Here is a 16,588-nt window from a genome sequence, read left to right as displayed (position 1 = left end):
GTGCTCCTACACCAGGCAGCGGGGTCCGAGCAGGCTCTTCAGCTCGCCGAACAGGTCGGGGGTCAGGTTCACCGGGAACGGCAGCTCGAACGTGCGCGCGACGTCGTCCTTGAGCAGCTTCAGCCGGACCTCGGTGTCACCCTGGTGGCGGCCGAGCACGGCGGCGAGTTCCGTCACCGTGGTCGTCGTGGCCTGTCGTTCCGGAAGGGACAGGGTGAGCGGGCCGGAGCCCATCGCATCGCCGACGTTCGGCTGGAACATGCTCACCGCGTGCAGGGCCTTGCCGTCGTCGCGGACGTTGACGCGGCCGCGCAGGACGACGATCGAGTCGGGCACCAGGGACGGGCCGAACTCCTGGTAGGTCTTGCCCAGGAACATCACGCCGATCTGGCCGCCGAAGTCCTCGATGTCGACGATGCCGTACGGGTTGCCGCTCGTCTTCGCCACCCGGTGCTGCACGCTCGTCAGCAGGCCGGCGACGGTGACCGTCTCGCCCTCGATCGAGTCGTCGGCGGTGAGCAGGTCGGCGATGGTGATCGACTGGTGCTTCGCGAGCTCGATCTCGAGACCCGCGAGCGGGTGGTCGGACACGTAGAGCCCGAGCATGTCCCGCTCGAAGGCCAGCTTGTCGCGCTTGGACCACTCCGGACGGTCCGGCACCTGGGACACCGCGGCGCTCGGGGCGTCCTCGGCTGCCTCGGCGAAGAGCGAGTCGAAGTCGAACCCGACGTTGCCGTGGGCCTCGTCGCGCTTGACCTTCACCGCGCCCTCGACCGCGCCCTCGTGGATCTCCACCAGGGCTCGGCGGGTGTCACCGAACTCGTCGAAGGCGCCGGCCTTGATGAGCGACTCGACCGTGCGCTTGTTCGCCGACGAGATCGGGATCTTGCGCAGGAAGTCGTGGAACGACTCGAAGGCGCCCTTCTCGGTCCGCGCCTTGACGATGTCGTCGACGACGTTGAACCCGACGTTGCGGATGGCACCCATGCCGAAGCGGATGTCGTCGCCGACTGCGGCGAAGAAGCCGATCGACTCGTTGACGTCCGGCGGCATCACCTTGATGCCCATCCGGCGGCACTCGTTCAGGTAGAGCGCGAGCTTGTCCCGGGCGTCGCCGACGCTCGTCAGCAGCGCCGCCATGTACTCAGCCGGGTAGTGCGCCTTGAGGTACGCGGTCCAGAAGGACACCACACCGTAGGCCGCCGAGTGCGCCTTGTTGAACGCGTAGTCGGAGAAGGGCAGCAGGATGTCCCACAGCGTCTTGATCGCCGCGTCGGAGTACCCGTTGTCCTTCATGCCCTGCTGGAAGCCCGCGTACTGCTTGTCGAGCTCGGACTTCTTCTTCTTGCCCATCGCGCGGCGGAGGATGTCCGCCTGGCCGAGGGAGAACCCGGCGACCTTCTGCGCGATGGCCATGACCTGCTCCTGGTAGATGATCAGGCCGTAGGTCGTACCGATGATGTCCTTGAGGGGCTCCTCGAGCTCCGGGTGGATCGGCGTGATCGGCTGTTCGCCGTTCTTGCGGAGCGCGTAGTTCGTGTGCGAGTTCGCACCCATGGGCCCCGGGCGGTACAGGGCGATGAGCGCGGAGATGTCCTCGAAGTTGTCGGGCTTCATCAGCCGCAGCAGGCCACGCATCGGCCCACCGTCGAGCTGGAACACACCGAGGGTGTCGCCGCGCTGCAGGAGCGCGTACGCCTCGGGGTCCTCGAGCCCCATGTTCTCGAGGTCGAGCTCGGTCCCACGGTTCGTCTTGATGTTGTCGAGGGCGTCACTGATAATCGTCAGGTTGCGGAGCCCCAGGAAGTCCATCTTGATCAGGCCGAGCGACTCCGCTGCCGGGTAGTCGAACTGCGTGACGATCTGGCCGTCCTGCTCCCGCTTCATGATCGGGATGATGTCGATCAGCGGGTCGCTCGACATGATGACGCCGGCCGCGTGCACGCCCCACTGACGCTTCAGCCCCTCGAGCCCGAGTGCGGTGTCGAAGACGGTCTTCGCCTCGGGGTCGGTCTCGACCACGGTGCGGACGTCGACGGCTTCCTTGTAGCGCGGGTGGTCCTTGTCGAAGATCCCGGTGAGCGGGATGTCCTTGCCCATCACGGGCGGCGGCATGGCCTTCGTGAGCTTCTCGCCCATACCGAACGGGAACCCGAGGACGCGCGAGGAGTCTTTCAGCGCCTGCTTCGCCTTGATCGTGCCGTACGTGACGATCTGCGCGACGCGCTCCGACCCGTACTTCTCGGTGACGTACTTGATCGCCTCACCGCGGCGCCGGTCGTCGAAGTCGACGTCGAAGTCGGGCATCGAGACGCGGTCCGGGTTGAGGAAGCGCTCGAAGATCAGGCCGTGCCGGATCGGGTCGAGGTCGGTGATGCGCATCGCGTACGCCACCATCGAGCCGGCGCCGGAGCCACGACCCGGACCGACGCGGATGCCGTTGTTCTTGGACCAGTTGATGAAGTCCGCGACCACCAGGAAGTAGCCCGGGAACCCCATCTGGTTGATGATGCCGACCTCGTAGTCGGCTCGGTCCTGCACCTCTTTCGAGATGCCGTCCGGGTACCGGTAGTCCAGCCCCTTCGCGACCTCTTTCTCGAACCAGGAGTGCTCGGTCTCGCCCTCGGGCACCGGGAACTTCGGCATGTAGTTGGCCGAGGTGTCGAACTCGACGTTGCAGCGTTCCGCGATGAGCAGCGTGTTGTCGCAGGCCTCGAGGTTGTCGCGGAAGACGTGCCGCATCTGCGCCGGGGTCTTCAGGTAGAACTCGTCGGCGTCGAACTTGAAGCGGTTGGGGTCGTTCAGGGTCGAGCCGGACTGCACGCAGAGCAGTGCCGCGTGCGACTTGGCGTCGTGGGCGTGCGTGTAGTGCAGGTCGTTGGTGCCGACCAGCGGGATGTCGAGGTCCTTCGCCAGGCGGATCAGGTCGCTCATGATCCGGCGTTCGATCTCGAGGCCGTGGTCCATGACCTCGGCGAAGTAGTTCTCCTTGCCGAAGATGTCGCGGTAGTCGGCGGCGGCCTGCACCGCTTCGTCGTACTGGCCGAGCCGCAGGCGCGTCTGGATCTCCCCCGAGGGGCAGCCGGTCGTGGCGATGATGCCCTCGTGGTACTCCTGCAGGAGCTCGATGTCCATGCGGGGCTTGAAGTAGTAGCCCTCGAGCGACGCCTTGGACGACAACCGGAACAGGTTGTGCATGCCCGTCGTGTTCTCGGCGAACATCGTCATGTGCGTGTACGAGCCGGCGCCGGACACGTCGTCGCCACCACCGTCACCCCAGCGCACACGGGTCTTGTCCGAGCGGTGCGTGCGGGGCGTGATGTACGCCTCGGTCCCGATGATCGGTTTGACGCCACCGGCCTTGGCGGCCTTCCAGAACTCGAAGGCGCCGAACATGTTGCCGTGGTCGGTCACCGCCACGGCGGGCATCCCCTGCGCGGCGGTCTCCGCCACGAGGTCGGAGAGCCTGGCGGCACCGTCGAGCATCGAGTACTCGCTGTGCACGTGCAGGTGGACGAAGGAGTCGGAATCCGACACGGAACCTCCGGTTCGTACGGTGTGCTGCGGGGTGGGAACAGCCTAACCGCGGCCGCCCACATTCCCGCGCGCGTCGGGGCGGACTGGAGGCACGGGGCGGGGCCGCACCGCGCCTCCAGGCCGGCATCGGGTCGCGACGCGCGCGGGGCGCCACGCCGAGGGGGCAGGACACGCCGCAGGCAGACCGCCGCGGGTGCAGAAAGCGTCGCCTGGCGGCGCCCCAGCCGACAGTTCGTGACCCCTCGGCGCAAGCGCCCGGGCGTGCCGGGAGGCGCGTGGAGGGCCCGCACCGCGCCTCCCGACCGGCACCGGGTCGCGACCCCCGCGGGGCGCCCCGCCTATTCCGCAGAAAGCGTCGCCTGGCGGCGCCGCAGCCGACAGTTCATGTCCCCTCGGCGCAGGCGCCCGGGCGCGTCGGTCTGGACACGCGCGGGGCGCCCCGCCGAGAGAGCAGGACACGCCGCACGCGCTCCCCCGCGAGCACACAAAGCGTCGCCTGGCGGCGCCGCAGCCGACAGTTCGTGACCCCTCGGCGCGTGCGGTCGGGCGCGTCGGCCTGGAGGCGCGGGTCGGGGCCGCACCGCGCCTCCAGGCCGGCACCGGGCCGCGACGCGCGCGGGGCGCGCCGCCGAGAGGGCAGGACACGCCGCACGCCGGCCGCCGCGGGCGCAGAAAGCGTCGCCTGGCGGCGCCGCATCCGACAGTTCGTGACCCCTCGGCGCGAGCACCCGGGCGCGTCGGTCAGGACACGCGCGGGCCGCCCCGCCGAGGGAGCAGGACACGCCGCACGCCGGCCGCCGCGGGCGCAGAAAGCGTCGCCTGGCGGCGCCGCAGCCGACAGTTCGCGACCCCTCGGCGCAAGCGCCCGGGCGCGTCAGAGCGACGCACTCCGGATCTGCTCCAGCGCTGCCTGCAGGTCGTCCGGGTACTGCGCCTCGAAGGACACCCACTCGCCCGTACGGGGGTGGTCGAAGCCCAGCCGGACGGCGTCGAGCCACTGGCGCGTCAGCCCGAGCTCGGCCGCGAGCACCGGGTCGGCGCCGTACATCGTGTCCCCGACGAGCGGGTGGCGTGTGGCAGCCATGTGCACCCGGATCTGGTGGGTGCGCCCGGTCTCCAGGTGCACCTCGAGCAGGGTGGCGGCCCGGAAGGCCTCGAGCGTCTCGTAGTGAGTGACGCTCGGCTTGCCCTCCGACGTGACCGCGAACTTCCAGTCGCTCGACGGGTGCCGGCCGATGGGGGCGTCGATCGTGCCCGAGGTCGGGTCGGGGTGGCCCTGCGCGAGTGCGTGGTAGACCTTCTCGACCGTGCGCTCCTTGAAGGCCCGCTTCAGGTGCGTGTACGCCAGCTCGGTCTTCGCGACGACCATCAGGCCCGAGGTCCCGACGTCGAGGCGGTGCACGATCCCGGCGCGTTCGGCGGCGCCCGACGTCGCGATCGTGAACCCGGCGGCGGCGAGGCCTCCGGGCACGGTCGGGCCGTCCCACCCCGGCGAGGGGTGCGCGGCGACACCGACGGGCTTGTCCACCACGACGATGTCCTCGTCGTCGTGCACGATCGTCATGCCCGGCACGGCCGCCGGGACGATGCGCGGCGGCTCCTTCGGGGTCCACTCGACCTCGAGCCAGGAGTCGGCGTGCAGCCGGTCCGACTTGTCGACGGTGACACCGTCGACGCGGACGCCACCGGCGGCGACGACGTCGGCCGCGAACGACCGGCTGAAGCCGAGGAGCTTCGCGATGGCGGCGTCGACGCGCTCACCGGCGAGCCCGTCGGGCACGGGAAGAGAACGCGATTCGCTCACGTGGCGTCGTGGCCCAGCGTGTCGCGACGGTCGCGGTCCTCCGGCCTGGAGGCGCGGGTCGGCTCGTCGAGAGCGGCATCGGTCGACGAGAACGCGGCCCCACCGTCGAGCGGCTCCGCCGCGTCGACCGGCTGCGCCGCGTCGAGCTGCGCCTGGCGCTTGGCCGAGAGCGTGCGGGTGCCGTCGAGGTTCACCCCGAGGATCACCAGCAGCACGAAGACCACCATGCTGATGCAGATGAAGGAGTCGGCGACGTTGTAGATCGCCGGCATCATCCACGGCGTCGAGATGAAGTCGACGACGTGGCCGCGACCGAAGCCCGGCTCACGGAAGAGCCGGTCGAGCAGGTTGCCCAGCGCGCCGCCGAGCAGCATGCCGAGCACGATGGCCCACCACATCGACCGGATGCGACGCGAGTACACGATGATCGCGACGACGACCGCGGCCGAGATGACCGAGAACACCCAGGTCATGTTCACCGCGAACGAGAACGCGGCCCCCGGGTTCCGGACGTACAGGAACTGCAACGCCCCGCCGAGGACCGGTACGGGGGTGCCGTAGGGCAGGTTCGCGACGACCAGCGTCTTGGCGACCTGGTCGAACGCCACCACCACGACAGCGGCGAAGGCCAGTGCCGCGATCGCGCGGACACTGACCTTCGCTCGTGATGCTGGTCGCGACAACGTCAGTTGCCGAAGCCCTGCGCCGAAGCCGGCGCCGGGGTGAGACCGGACTGCTCGCCCGAGGTGTCGAGCTCGGAGAGCTGACCCTGGATGTAGCTCTTGAGCTGCGCACGGTAGTCGCGCTCGAAGGTCCGGAGCTCGTCGATCTTGCCCTCGAGCTGGCGCTGCTCCTGCTCGAGCACCGCGACACGCTGACGGTTCGTGTTCTCGGTGTCGGCGATGATCTGGCGCTGCTTCGCCTCGGCCTCGGAGACCAGGCGAGCCGCCTGGGCCGTGCCCTCGGCGATGAGCGCGTCGCGCTTCTCGATGCCCTCGCGGACGTGCTCCTCGTGGAGACGCCGCGCCAGGGTCAGGAGGTTCGTGGTGCCCTCGGTGTCCTCGTCGGCGGGGACCGTCGTGGCCGGAGCCGCCGCGGCGACCGGAGCGGGCTCCGGTGCTGCCTCGACCGGGGCCGGGGTGGGCTCCGGCTCGGCTGCGGGAGCCGGCTGCTCGGCCTGCGCCGGCTGCGGGGCCGACTCGGCCGCCTGCAGGCGCTGGCGGAGCTCGTCGTTCTCCGCGGTCAGGCGACGGAGCTCGACCACGACCTCGTCGAGGAAGTCGTCGACCTCGTCCTGGTCGTAGCCCTCGCGGAACTTCGTCGGCTGGAACCGCTTGTTGACTACGTCTTCCGGCGTCAAAGCCATTGCCGTCACCTCAATAGAACTGCTGAACGTGTGGAACCGCGTGCGGTTCGACCGAATCTACCAGTCGTACCGTGCGGTGCGGATGCGCCACCGGAGCGGGCATCGATCCCGACCACCGTACACCGACGATGGGGCGGAACCGTGACCTGCGCCGGGCGTGGCGCGTGTCGCGGACGGGAGTCCGCTCAGATACCGCGTGCCAGAGCGGCGACCACGAACCGGGCGATGATGACGACGAGCATCACGATCGTCCAGCCGAAGTCGAGCGCCACCGGCCCGAGGCGGAGCGGCGGGAGGACCCGTCGCACCGCTCGGATGGGCGGATCCGTGACCGTGTAGACGAACTCGGACACCACGAGCATGCCCCCGCGCGGCCGCCAGGAACGGTTGAAGCTCTGCACGAGGTCGAGCGCGAAGCGCCCCCACATCACGAAGAAGTACAGGAGCAACGCGAGGGAGATGATCCCTAGGATCACGGACACGATGGGGCTCGCTCGTCTCGGGCGAGCGTCGTCAGACGACGCTCAGGGGCGGGTGTGCCGGGTACGGCTCAGGACTGGGCGAAGAAGTTCGCCTCGATGTCGGACTCTACCTCAGCGGGCTCACCGCTCACTGCGACGTGGGCCGGCGACAGGAGGAAGACCTTGTTCGTGACGCGCTCGATCTTGCCGAACAGGCCGAGCGACAGCCCGGAGGCGAAGTCGATCATGCGTCGGGCGTCACCCTCGGTCATCTGCGAGAGGTTGATGATGACGGGGATGCCGTCGCGGAAGCTCTCGGCGATGGACTGGGCGTCCTTGTACTCGCGCGGGTGGACGGTGAGGATCTCGTTCATTTCCTGGACCGGGGTCGCCTTCTGTGCGGTCGTGTGCGAGCGGCGGAGCGGAGTGACCTGGGCGCCGCGCTGGTGGGTGTGCGTCTTGGTGGGAGCCGGCGCCGCTGCGGGAGCGGCCGCCGGGGCTGCTGCCGCGGCGGGGGCTTCCTGCGGTTCGGCGGGCGCCGGAGCAGCCGCTGCGGCCTGGCGAGCAGGGGCTGCCTGCTGGCGCGCGGGCTCGGCCTGCTGCTCGTCCTCGTAGTCGAGTTCCTCATCGGCGAGGCCGAGGTAGACCATCGTCTTCTTCAGCGGGTTGGCCATGGTTCCTCCGGGGTTCGTGCTCGTGGTGCCCTGCAACGAGGCTAGGGTGCGGGCGGCCGGTTTCCCGTGATTGCGGTGCCGATCCGCAGGTGTGTCGCGCCCTCGAGGATCGCCTCGGCGTAGTCCCCGCTCATGCCGGCCGAGATGTCGGTGGCGCCGGGCTCGAGCGACACGACCCGTTCGGAGATCGAGCGGAGTCGGGCGAAGGCGGCTCGGGGCTCCTCGTCCAGGGGCGCGACCGCCATCACACCCCGCAGTCGGATGGTCCCGGTGGCCAGGACACCGGCCACCATCGCCTCGACGTCGTCCGGCTGCACCCCGCCACGGCCGGGGTCGTCGGTGAGGTTGACCTGCACGAAGCCGTCGATGACCGGCGGCTCCGGCTCGGCCTCGGTCGGGGCGAACGCGTCGACGACGGAGCCACGGTCGAGCGACTGCACGACGTGGGCGTACCGCCGGGCCTGCCGGGCCTTCTTCGACTGCAGCTGCCCGACGAAGTGCCAGGTCAGGCCGAGGTCCGCCAGTTCGGCGGCCTTCGCCTGCGCTTCCTGGTGGCGGTTCTCCCCCACGTCCGTCACGCCGAGTGCGGCGAGCTCGCGCACGAGTGACGCCGGGTGGTACTTCGTGACGACGACGAGCGTGAGTTCGTCGGGTGAGCGCCCTGCGGCGCGCGCCGCGTCGGCGATGCCGCTCCGGACGGACGCAACGCGCGCCTCCAGTCCGTCGTCGTGAGACGAGGCGGACGGGAGGCGCGTGTCGGCTACCAAGGGTGGGTTACTTCAGGAAGTCGGGGACGTCGAGCTCGTCGTCGTCGTCGAACGCCGGGTCGGCGGCGCGCTGCACCGGCGGCTGGTGCTCCTGCGAGGCCCAGGACGGGCTCGATGTGGTGGAGTCCTCGATCGCGCCGGTCGAGGCGGCGACGGGCGCCGCTGCGCTCGACTCCGGGTCGACGTAGCTCGAGCGACGTTCCTTCTGCTGCTGCGCCGGCTCGCCGCCGTCGAAGCCCGCGGCGATGACGGTCACGCGGACCTCGTCGCCCAGGGTGTCGTCGATGACCGCACCGAAGATGATGTTCGCCTCGGGGTGCACGGCTTCCTGCACCAGACGCGCGGCGTCGTTGATCTCGAAGATGCCGAGGTTCGAGCCACCCTGGATCGACAGCAGCACGCCGTGCGCACCGTCGATCGAGGCCTCGAGCAGCGGCGACGCGACGGCGAGCTCGGCCGCCTTGATCGCACGGTCGGCGCCGCGCGAGGAGCCGATGCCCATGAGCGCCGAACCCGCACCCTGCATGACGCTCTTGACGTCGGCGAAGTCGAGGTTGATCAGGCCCGGGGTCGTGATGAGGTCGGTGATGCCCTGCACACCGGCGAGGAGCACCTGGTCGGCCGTGGCGAAGGCCTCGACCATGGAGATGCCGCGGTCGCTGATCTCGAGCAGGCGGTCGTTCGGGACGACGATGAGCGTGTCCACCTCGTCCTTGAGGCCCGCGACGCCGTTCTCGGCCTGCGACTGGCGACGCTTGCCCTCGAAGCTGAAGGGCTTCGTGACGACGCCGATGGTCAGTGCGCCGATGGACTTCGCGATGCGCGCGACGACCGGTGCGCCACCGGTGCCGGTGCCGCCACCCTCGCCCGCGGTGACGAACACCATGTCGGCGCCGGCCAGGGCCTCTTCGATCTCCTCGGCGTGGTCCTCGGCGGCACGACGGCCGACCTCGGGGTCCGCGCCGGCACCGAGGCCGCGGGTGATCTCGCGGCCGACGTCGAGCTTGACGTCGGCGTCGCTGAGCAGCAGCGCCTGGGCGTCGGTGTTGATCGCGATGAACTCGACCCCACGGAGACCGAGCTCGATCATGCGGTTGACGGCGTTGACGCCGCCGCCGCCGACACCGACGACCTTGATGACGGCGAGGTAGTTGTGGTTCGTGGTCACGTCAGTCAGGCCTCCGGTAGAACCCTCAACCTCTACTTGAAGTTCAGGGGCAATGCTGGTAGATGTGGTGCTGGCTCCGACGCTACGGGTGCGTTCGGCGCAGTGTCGCCCCGCCACGCCGCGTGTCGCCGATCAGGTCCGGCAATTCAGTCCTTGGCGCGGATCACGCCGTTGTCCGGTGCCGAGACGTCGTACTCGACGACGACGCCGGGGTTCCGCGCCGCGTGGTCCTTGACCAGCGCGGCGAGCAGTTCGGCCTTCGCGTCCGAGTCGTCCGGGCTCCCCCACACGACGGTCGAGCCGTCCTTGAGCGTCAGGGTGACGTCGTCGGCCGTCGACCCGGCGACGCGCGTCACCTGGGACCGGACCGTCGAGGGCAGCGCCAGCACGACCTCGGTCATGGTGCGGAAGCTCGAGGACCCCAGGCGCGCGCGGGCGATGTCGGCGAGCGGCATGGTCGCCGGGCGCTTCGGCGACGACTGCACGACGATGCCCGCGGGGTCGACGAGGTCGAAGGTGCTGCCGGAGCGCACCGCGACCACCGGCGTGCGCTCGGTCACCGTGACGACGAGCGTGTGCGGCGGGGCCTCTTCGGTCACGTAGCTCTCGATGAGCGGGAACCCGGCGACGTCCCGCTTGATCGCGTCGAAGTCGAGCCGGGCCAGGGGCGTGCCGATCTGGTCGGACAGGGCCTGGCGGAGCGCGGACTCGTCGACGCGGTTCGTGCCCTTGACCTCGATCGTGCGGAGCGCCATCAACGGGGAGAACACCGCGACGAGGATCGAGACCCCGAGCACCAGGACGACGCTCGCCGCCGTGATCCACGCGGCGCGGCGGTGCCGGCTGCGCCGGGTGAACCGGCGGACCTCGGCACGCTCGAGCAGCCGACGGCGTCGCTTCGCGATGCGCGCCTCGCGGGCGGTCTCGGCAGCGCGCACCCGCGCCCCGATGGGCGCCTCGGTGTGCTGGTCGGTCCGGGAGGCACTGCCCGCGTCGAGCACGTCGGTCACGGTCGCGTCGTGGTCGCGTGCACTGCCCGCCGCGCCCCCGGACGGTCGTCGCGCCCCGTCTCCTCGGGGCGCGTTGCCCGCGTCGGAGCGCGGATCGCGGTGGTCCTCGTCCGGCGTGTACTCGCGCAGGCGGTCGGCGACCGCCCCGAAGCCGGCGCCGACGCGACGGCCGGCCGCGCCCGCGAGGGCGCCGACGCGGTCGCGCGTCGAGTCGGCGGCATCGGTGGTCGGATCCGCTCCCGCGGACGGTCGTCGCGCCCCGACGCTCGGGGGCGCACCGACCGCTGGGGGGCGCGATCCGGAGGCACCGGGTGCCGGAGTGTTGCCCGGGGTGGTGGGGGCCGGGGTCGCGACGGCCGCAGCCGACTCGGCGGACGCGGGACGGGCCTCCCGGTCGTCGGCGACGCGTCCGCGGAACGGCAGCCGCGGCTTCGAGGGACCACGACGCTGCCGGGGCGCTTCCGCGGCCTCGGCCGGGGCGTCCCTGCGGGCGTCCCCCTCGTCGAACCCCTCGGGGCGCTTCACCGGGACGACGCTCCGTCGGTGCCCAGGGCGCCGAGCACCTGCGGGATGATCCGGTACACGTCGCCGCAGCTGAGCGTCATGATGATGTCGCCGTCACGGGCGACCGCGGCCGCGCGGGCCGCCGCTTCGTCCCAGTCGGGCAGGAACTCGACGCGCGACTGGTCGGCGAAGCGCTCCTGCACCAGGGCACCGGTCACGCCGGGCTCCGGGTCCTCGCGGGCGCCGTAGACGTCGAGCACGACCGTGTGGTCGGCGAGCTCCTCGTACACCTTGGCGAAGTCGCCGGCCATCAGGCGGGTGCGCGAGTACAGGTGCGGCTGGTGGATCGCGATGATGCGACCGTCGCCGACGACGTTGCGGGCGGCCTTGAGCGCCGCGGCGACCTCGGTCGGGTGGTGCGCGTAGTCGTCGTAGACCGAGACGCCGCGCTCGACACCGTGCAGCTCGAAGCGGCGCTGGGTGCCACCGAACGCCTCGAGCCCGCGGACCGCGTCGGCCGGGGCGACGCCGAGGCCGGTCAGGACCGCGAAGGCGCCGACGGCGTTGATCGCGTTGTGGCGGCCGGGCACGCGGAGGGTCAGGTGGTACGCCTCGCCACCGGCGCGGAAGTCGACCTCGACGCCCGCCGACTCGGTGATGCCCTCGATGCGGACGTCCGCGTCGACGGCCTCGCCGAACGTGACGATCTCGGGGGCGTCCGGGCGCTGGCGGATGCCGGCCGTGACCGTCTTTGCTCCGGCGTCGTCGCTCGAGATGACGACGCGCTCGCTCGCCTTCGCGGCGAACTCGACGAAGGCCTCGGTGAAGGCCTCCTCGCTGCCGTAGTGGTCCAGGTGATCGGCGTCGACGTTGGTGATCAGGGCCACGGCGACGTCGTAGAGCAGGAACGAGCCGTCGGACTCGTCGGCCTCGACCACGAACAGGTCGCTGGACCCCGGGGCCGAGCTGGTGCCGAGGGACTGGATGACGCCGCCGTTGACGAAGCTCGGGTCCAGGCCGAGCTCGACCATCGCGGTGACGATCATGCCGGTCGAGGTGGTCTTGCCGTGCGCACCGGCCACCGCGACCAGGCGGTGCTCGGCGATCAGGGCGGCGAGGGCCTGCGAGCGGTGGAGCACCGGCAGACCGCGGCGCTGCGCCTCGAGGAGCTCGGGGTTGTCGGGCCAGAGCGCGCTCGTGACGACGATGGTGTCGGCCTGGCCGACGTTCGCGGCGTCGTGACCGATGTGCACGGTCGCGCCGAGGTCGCGCATCGTGCCGGTCGTCTCCGTCTCGCGGGAGTCGCTGCCGGTCACGCGGTGCCCGGCGGCGAGGAACATCCGCGCGATCCCGCTCATGCCCGCGCCGCCGATGCCGACGAAGTGCACCGTGCCCAGGTCGTCCGGGATCGGCTGGGTCAGGTCCGGCTTGATGGTCATCGTTCCTCCGTGGTGCTGGGGGCCTGCTTCGCGGCGTCGAGGACCAGGTCGGTCATCCGGTCGGCGCCGTCGCGGTGGCCGACGCTGCCCGCCCGCACGGTCATGTCCGCGATGCGGGAGCGGTCCTGCAGGATGCTCAGCAGCTGGAACGTCACCCAGTCCTGGTCGAATTCCCCGTCGGCCACCAGGACGGCGCCCCCGGCGTCGACGACGTCCTTCGCGTTGTGGCGCTGCTCACCGTTGCCCACCGGGTACGGCACGAGCACGCTCGGCAGCCCGACGGCGGTCAGCTCGCACACCATGCCGGCGCCGGAGCGCGACACGACGAAGTCGCTCGCCGCGTACGCCAGGTCCATCCGGTCGCAGTAGGGCAGCACGTGGTAGCCGTCGAGGTCGCTCGGGCCGATGTCCGACGCGGCGCCCACGACGTGCAGGACCTGCCAGCCGGCTCCGACGATCGCGGCGGCGGACTTGTTGATCGTCCGGTTGATGCTCCGTGCGCCCGAGGAGCCACCGGTCACGAGCAGCACGGGCCGGTCCGGGTCGAGCCCGAACTCGGCGAGCCCCTCGGCCCGGACGGCACGGCGGTCGAGCGACTCGATCTCGCGACGGAGCGGCATGCCGACGACGCGGCCGTGACGCAGGCGGGTGTTCGAGAAGGTGAGGCCGACGTGCTCGGTGAGGAACGCGGCGAGGCGGTTCGCCAGCCCGGGCTTCGCGTTCTGCTCGTGCACGACGATCGGGGTGCCGGTGCGGCGGGCGGCGACGTACGCCGGAGCGGCCGCGTAGCCACCGACACCGAGGACCACCTCGATCTCGTGGTCGCGGATGATCTGCTCGGTCCGCTTGACCGCCGCCGCGAACCGCTGCGGGAAGCGCAGGGCGGCTCCGTTCAGCTTCCGCGGGAACGGCAAGCGCGGGATCGTCAGCAGCTCGTAGCCGCGCATCGGGACGAGACGGGACTCCAGGCCCTCGGCGGTGCCCAGCACGAGCACCTCGGCGCCCGGCTCCCGCTCGGTCAGCCGGTCGGCGACCGCGAGCAGGGGGTTGACGTGGCCGGCGGTGCCGCCGCCGGCGAAGAGGTACTTGCTCACCGCAGTGATCCGTTCGTGGAGGTCCGGCCGAGTGGGGCGTTCGTCAGGCCGGGGTCGTTCTTGCCGGGCAGGTCACGGGCGAAGGAGAGCACGACGCCGATCGCCACCAGGGTCATGATGAGGGCCGAACCACCGGCCGAGATGAGGGGCAGGGGCACACCGAGGACGGGCAGCAGGCCGAGCACGACGGCGATGTTGATGAGCGCCTGGCCGATGATCCACGCGAGGATGCCACCGGTGACCGTCTTCACGAAGGGGTCGCGGGACTGCCGGATGATCTTGATCATGCCGACGGCGAGCACCACGAACAGGCTGAGCACCACGACGGCGCCGATCAGGCCGAGCTCCTCGCCGATGATCGCGAAGATGTAGTCGTTGTCCGCCTCGGGCAGCCACGACCACTTCGCCTTCGAGTTGCCGAGGCCGACGCCGAACACACCGCCGGACGCGAGCGCCCACATGCCGTGCACGGGCTGCCAGCAGATGTCCTGGTACTGGCTGGTGTCGGTGCACCCGGACAGCCAGGCGCTGATGCGGGTCGAGCGCGAGGCCGAGGCCATCGTCACGAAGGGCAGCATCACGGCGAACGCGCCGAGGCCGACGAGCAGGTGCCGGGCGCGGACGCCGCCGATGTACAGCGCGCCGAACACCAGGATGAGCATGACCATCGCGGTGCCCTGGTCACCGCCGAGGACGACGAGCCCGAGCGAGAGCATCGAGGCGATCCCGATCGGGATGAACACCTCTTTCCAGTCGTCGAGCTTGTCCCGCTTGACGTAGATGATGGCGCCGATGCCGAGCACCAGGCCGAGCTTCACGACCTCGGACGGCTGCGCGGTGAACGACCCGAGCTCGATCCAGTTCCGGTTGCCCTGGATGTCGATGCCGAGCGGGGTGAACACGAGCAGCTGCAGGACGAGCGCCGCACCGAGCAGCCGCATCGCCCACTTCCGCCAGATCCGGGTCGGGACCCGGCTGGCGATGAGCATGAGCGGCACGCCGAGCACGGCGTACAGGCCCTGGCGTGACGCCGCCCCGAAGAAGTCGTGGGTCGCCGCGTACTCCTCGACGCTCGACGAGGACAGCACCATCACGACGCCGAAGACGACGAGGAACAGCGTGACGCCGAGGATCGTGTAGAAGGTGCTGGACTCCGCGACGAAGACGTTCTTGACGGCGACGATCGCGCCGTTCGTCCGTCGTGGGGTCGTCGCGGTCCGGCCGTTACGGCTGTTCGGAAGATCCGTCGGTGTCGTCGCCATCGACTTCTCCTCCCAGGTGCTCGTTGACCGCGGCCGCGAAACGCTGCCCCCGGTCGGCGTAGGAGCCGAACTGGTCGAACGACGCAGCCGCCGGGGCGAGGAGGACGGTGTCGCCCGGCCTCGCGACCGATGCGGCATGCCGGACCGCCTCGCGCATGACCTGATCAGTGTCCGTCGTCTCCACCTGGAGCACCGGGACCGTGGACGCGTGTCGCGCGAATGCCTCGAGGACCGGGGTCCGGTCGGTGCCGATGACCACGACGGCGCGGACGCCGGGGCCGAAGCGCTCGACCAGCCCGTCGACGTCGACGCCCTTGAACAGACCGCCGACGATCCACACCACGGTGTCGAACGACGCGAGCGACGCGGTGGCGGCGTGCGGGTTCGTGGCCTTGGAGTCGTCGACCCAGGTGATGCCGTTCGCCTGGGCGACGAGCTCGGTGCGGTGGTGGTCGGCGCGGAACGCCCGGACGGCCGACTGGATGGCGCTCGGCTGGACGGTGCCGGCACGGGCCAGGGCAGCGGCGGCCAGGACGTTCATGGTCATGTGCGGGCTGGCGAGCCCGGCGGCCTCGAGGTCGGCGATGGTCGACAGCTCGAGCGCGCTGTTGCGGCGGTCCTCGTTGAAGGCCCGGTCGCACAGGACGTCCTCGACGATGCCGACGTCACCGGGAGCGGGGACGCCGGGGGTGAAGCCGACCGCACGGCAGCCCTCCACCACGTCGGCCTCCTGCACCATCTGCCGGGTGGCCTCGTCCGAGGTGTTGTAGACGCACGCCATCACGGTGCGCTCGTAGACCTTGGCCTTCGCCGCGCGGTACGCCTCGGCGGAGCCGTGCCACTCCAGGTGGTCGTCGGCGATGTTGAGGCAGGCGCTCGCGAGCGGCACCACGGCGCCGTCACCGGACGTCGCCGCGTAGTGCAGCTGGTGGCTCGAGAGCTCGACGACGAGCACGTCGTAGCCGACCGGGTCGCGCACGACGTCGAGCACCGGCACGCCGATGTTCCCGCACGCGACGGCACGCAGGCCGCCGGCCTCGTACATCGCGGTCGTGAGCTGTGTCGTCGTGGTCTTGCCGTTCGTGCCCGTGATCGTGATCCAGGGGGCCGCGACCGGGCCGCGGACGACCTTGTCGCGCACGCGCCAGGCGAGCTCGATGTCCCCCCAGACGGTGCTGTTCGTCACCGACCACTGCACGGTGGCGTTGTGCGGGGGCAGCCCCGGCGACACGATGACCACGTCGGGTGCCTGCTGCACGAGGGCGTCCGGCACGGTGTCGAGCGGCGTCTGCAGGAACCGGGCACCGATCACGTCGAGCAGCTCGACGCTGTCGGCGGGGGCGTCGGACGAGTAGACCGTCACCTCGCTGCCGAGCTCCACGAGCGTGTCGGCGACCGAGAACCCGGTGGCACCGAGGCCGAGGACGGCGACGTTGAGCCCCTTCCACCCCTCGGAGTACCAGCTGTCGAGGGACTGGAGGCGGGACGGCGAGGACACCGGG

Annotated in this window: 13 protein-coding genes; all 13 read right to left on the bottom strand. The window is 70.8% G+C overall.

Annotated features, from left to right (window positions below):
* Positions 1–6 precede the first annotated feature (6 nt).
* On the bottom strand, positions 7–3,486 hold the full coding sequence (gene dnaE, locus DEJ09_RS13560; protein WP_071245757.1) for a DNA polymerase III subunit alpha: 3,480 nt from the start codon (positions 3,484–3,486) through the stop codon (positions 7–9).
* Between the two features lie 925 nt (positions 3,487–4,411).
* Positions 4,412–5,341 carry an RluA family pseudouridine synthase gene (locus DEJ09_RS13555; RefSeq protein WP_111088931.1) on the bottom strand — a complete coding sequence of 310 codons (930 nt, stop codon included), beginning with the start codon at positions 5,339–5,341 and terminating at the stop codon, positions 4,412–4,414.
* Complete coding sequence (gene lspA, locus DEJ09_RS13550; protein ID WP_258373905.1) at positions 5,338–6,024, bottom strand: signal peptidase II; 687 nt, start codon at positions 6,022–6,024, stop codon at positions 5,338–5,340. The genes DEJ09_RS13555 and lspA overlap by 4 nt, the downstream gene beginning before the upstream one ends.
* A gap of 2 nt (positions 6,025–6,026) precedes the next feature.
* The gene (locus DEJ09_RS13545; protein ID WP_071405424.1) at positions 6,027–6,707 is read right to left on the bottom strand and encodes a DivIVA domain-containing protein; all 681 of its coding nucleotides are present in this window, start codon (positions 6,705–6,707) and stop codon (positions 6,027–6,029) included.
* A gap of 185 nt (positions 6,708–6,892) precedes the next feature.
* Positions 6,893–7,189 (bottom strand): YggT family protein, encoded by a 297-nt coding sequence (locus tag DEJ09_RS13540; protein ID WP_084741074.1) that lies wholly within the window; start codon positions 7,187–7,189, stop codon positions 6,893–6,895.
* 68 nt (positions 7,190–7,257) lie between these two features.
* The gene (locus tag DEJ09_RS13535) at positions 7,258–7,842 is read right to left on the bottom strand and encodes a cell division protein SepF (protein WP_071405422.1); all 585 of its coding nucleotides are present in this window, start codon (positions 7,840–7,842) and stop codon (positions 7,258–7,260) included.
* A 41-nt stretch (positions 7,843–7,883) separates the two neighbouring features.
* Positions 7,884–8,609 (bottom strand): YggS family pyridoxal phosphate-dependent enzyme, encoded by a 726-nt coding sequence (locus DEJ09_RS13530; RefSeq protein ID WP_111088930.1) that lies wholly within the window; start codon positions 8,607–8,609, stop codon positions 7,884–7,886.
* Positions 8,610–8,616: 7 nt separating this feature from the next.
* Positions 8,617–9,777 carry a cell division protein FtsZ gene (gene ftsZ, locus DEJ09_RS13525; protein ID WP_027465251.1) on the bottom strand — a complete coding sequence of 387 codons (1,161 nt, stop codon included), beginning with the start codon at positions 9,775–9,777 and terminating at the stop codon, positions 8,617–8,619.
* A gap of 146 nt (positions 9,778–9,923) precedes the next feature.
* The gene (locus DEJ09_RS13520) at positions 9,924–11,312 is read right to left on the bottom strand and encodes an FtsQ-type POTRA domain-containing protein (protein ID WP_111088929.1); all 1,389 of its coding nucleotides are present in this window, start codon (positions 11,310–11,312) and stop codon (positions 9,924–9,926) included.
* Positions 11,309–12,730: a UDP-N-acetylmuramate--L-alanine ligase gene (murC, locus tag DEJ09_RS13515; RefSeq protein ID WP_111088928.1), complete on the bottom strand. Its 1,422-nt coding sequence runs from the start codon at positions 12,728–12,730 to the stop codon at positions 11,309–11,311. Before murC ends, DEJ09_RS13520 begins: the two co-directional genes overlap by 4 nt.
* Positions 12,727–13,824, bottom strand: a complete 1,098-nt coding sequence (gene murG / locus DEJ09_RS13510; protein WP_111088927.1) for an undecaprenyldiphospho-muramoylpentapeptide beta-N-acetylglucosaminyltransferase — start codon at positions 13,822–13,824, stop codon at positions 12,727–12,729. The genes murC and murG overlap by 4 nt, the downstream gene beginning before the upstream one ends.
* Complete coding sequence (ftsW, locus tag DEJ09_RS13505) at positions 13,821–15,086, bottom strand: putative lipid II flippase FtsW (protein WP_110864618.1); 1,266 nt, start codon at positions 15,084–15,086, stop codon at positions 13,821–13,823. The genes murG and ftsW overlap by 4 nt, the downstream gene beginning before the upstream one ends.
* On the bottom strand, positions 15,049–16,584 hold the full coding sequence (gene murD / locus DEJ09_RS13500) for a UDP-N-acetylmuramoyl-L-alanine--D-glutamate ligase (RefSeq protein ID WP_111088926.1): 1,536 nt from the start codon (positions 16,582–16,584) through the stop codon (positions 15,049–15,051). The genes ftsW and murD overlap by 38 nt, the downstream gene beginning before the upstream one ends.
* Positions 16,585–16,588: the final 4 nt, after the last annotated feature.

The sequence above is a fragment of the Curtobacterium sp. MCLR17_055 genome, assembly GCF_003234305.1.
Taxonomy (GTDB): domain Bacteria; phylum Actinomycetota; class Actinomycetes; order Actinomycetales; family Microbacteriaceae; genus Curtobacterium; species Curtobacterium flaccumfaciens.
The sequence above is the reverse complement of the archived record's forward strand: the minus strand, read 5'-3'. Positions and strand labels throughout refer to the sequence as shown.

What these genes read in the sequence shown, in the direction of transcription:
- dnaE (WP_071245757.1), bottom strand. Translation starts at nt 3,486, where the DNA reads ATGCTCGACGGTGCCGCCAGGCTCTCCGACCTCGTGGCGGAGACCGCC.
- DEJ09_RS13545 (WP_071405424.1), bottom strand. Translation starts at nt 6,707, where the DNA reads ATGGCTTTGACGCCGGAAGACGTAGTCAACAAGCGGTTCCAGCCGACG.
- DEJ09_RS13535 (WP_071405422.1), bottom strand. Translation starts at nt 7,842, where the DNA reads ATGGCCAACCCGCTGAAGAAGACGATGGTCTACCTCGGCCTCGCCGAT.
- murC (WP_111088928.1), bottom strand. Translation starts at nt 12,730, where the DNA reads ATGACCATCAAGCCGGACCTGACCCAGCCGATCCCGGACGACCTGGGC.
- ftsW (WP_110864618.1), bottom strand. Translation starts at nt 15,086, where the DNA reads ATGGCGACGACACCGACGGATCTTCCGAACAGCCGTAACGGCCGGACC.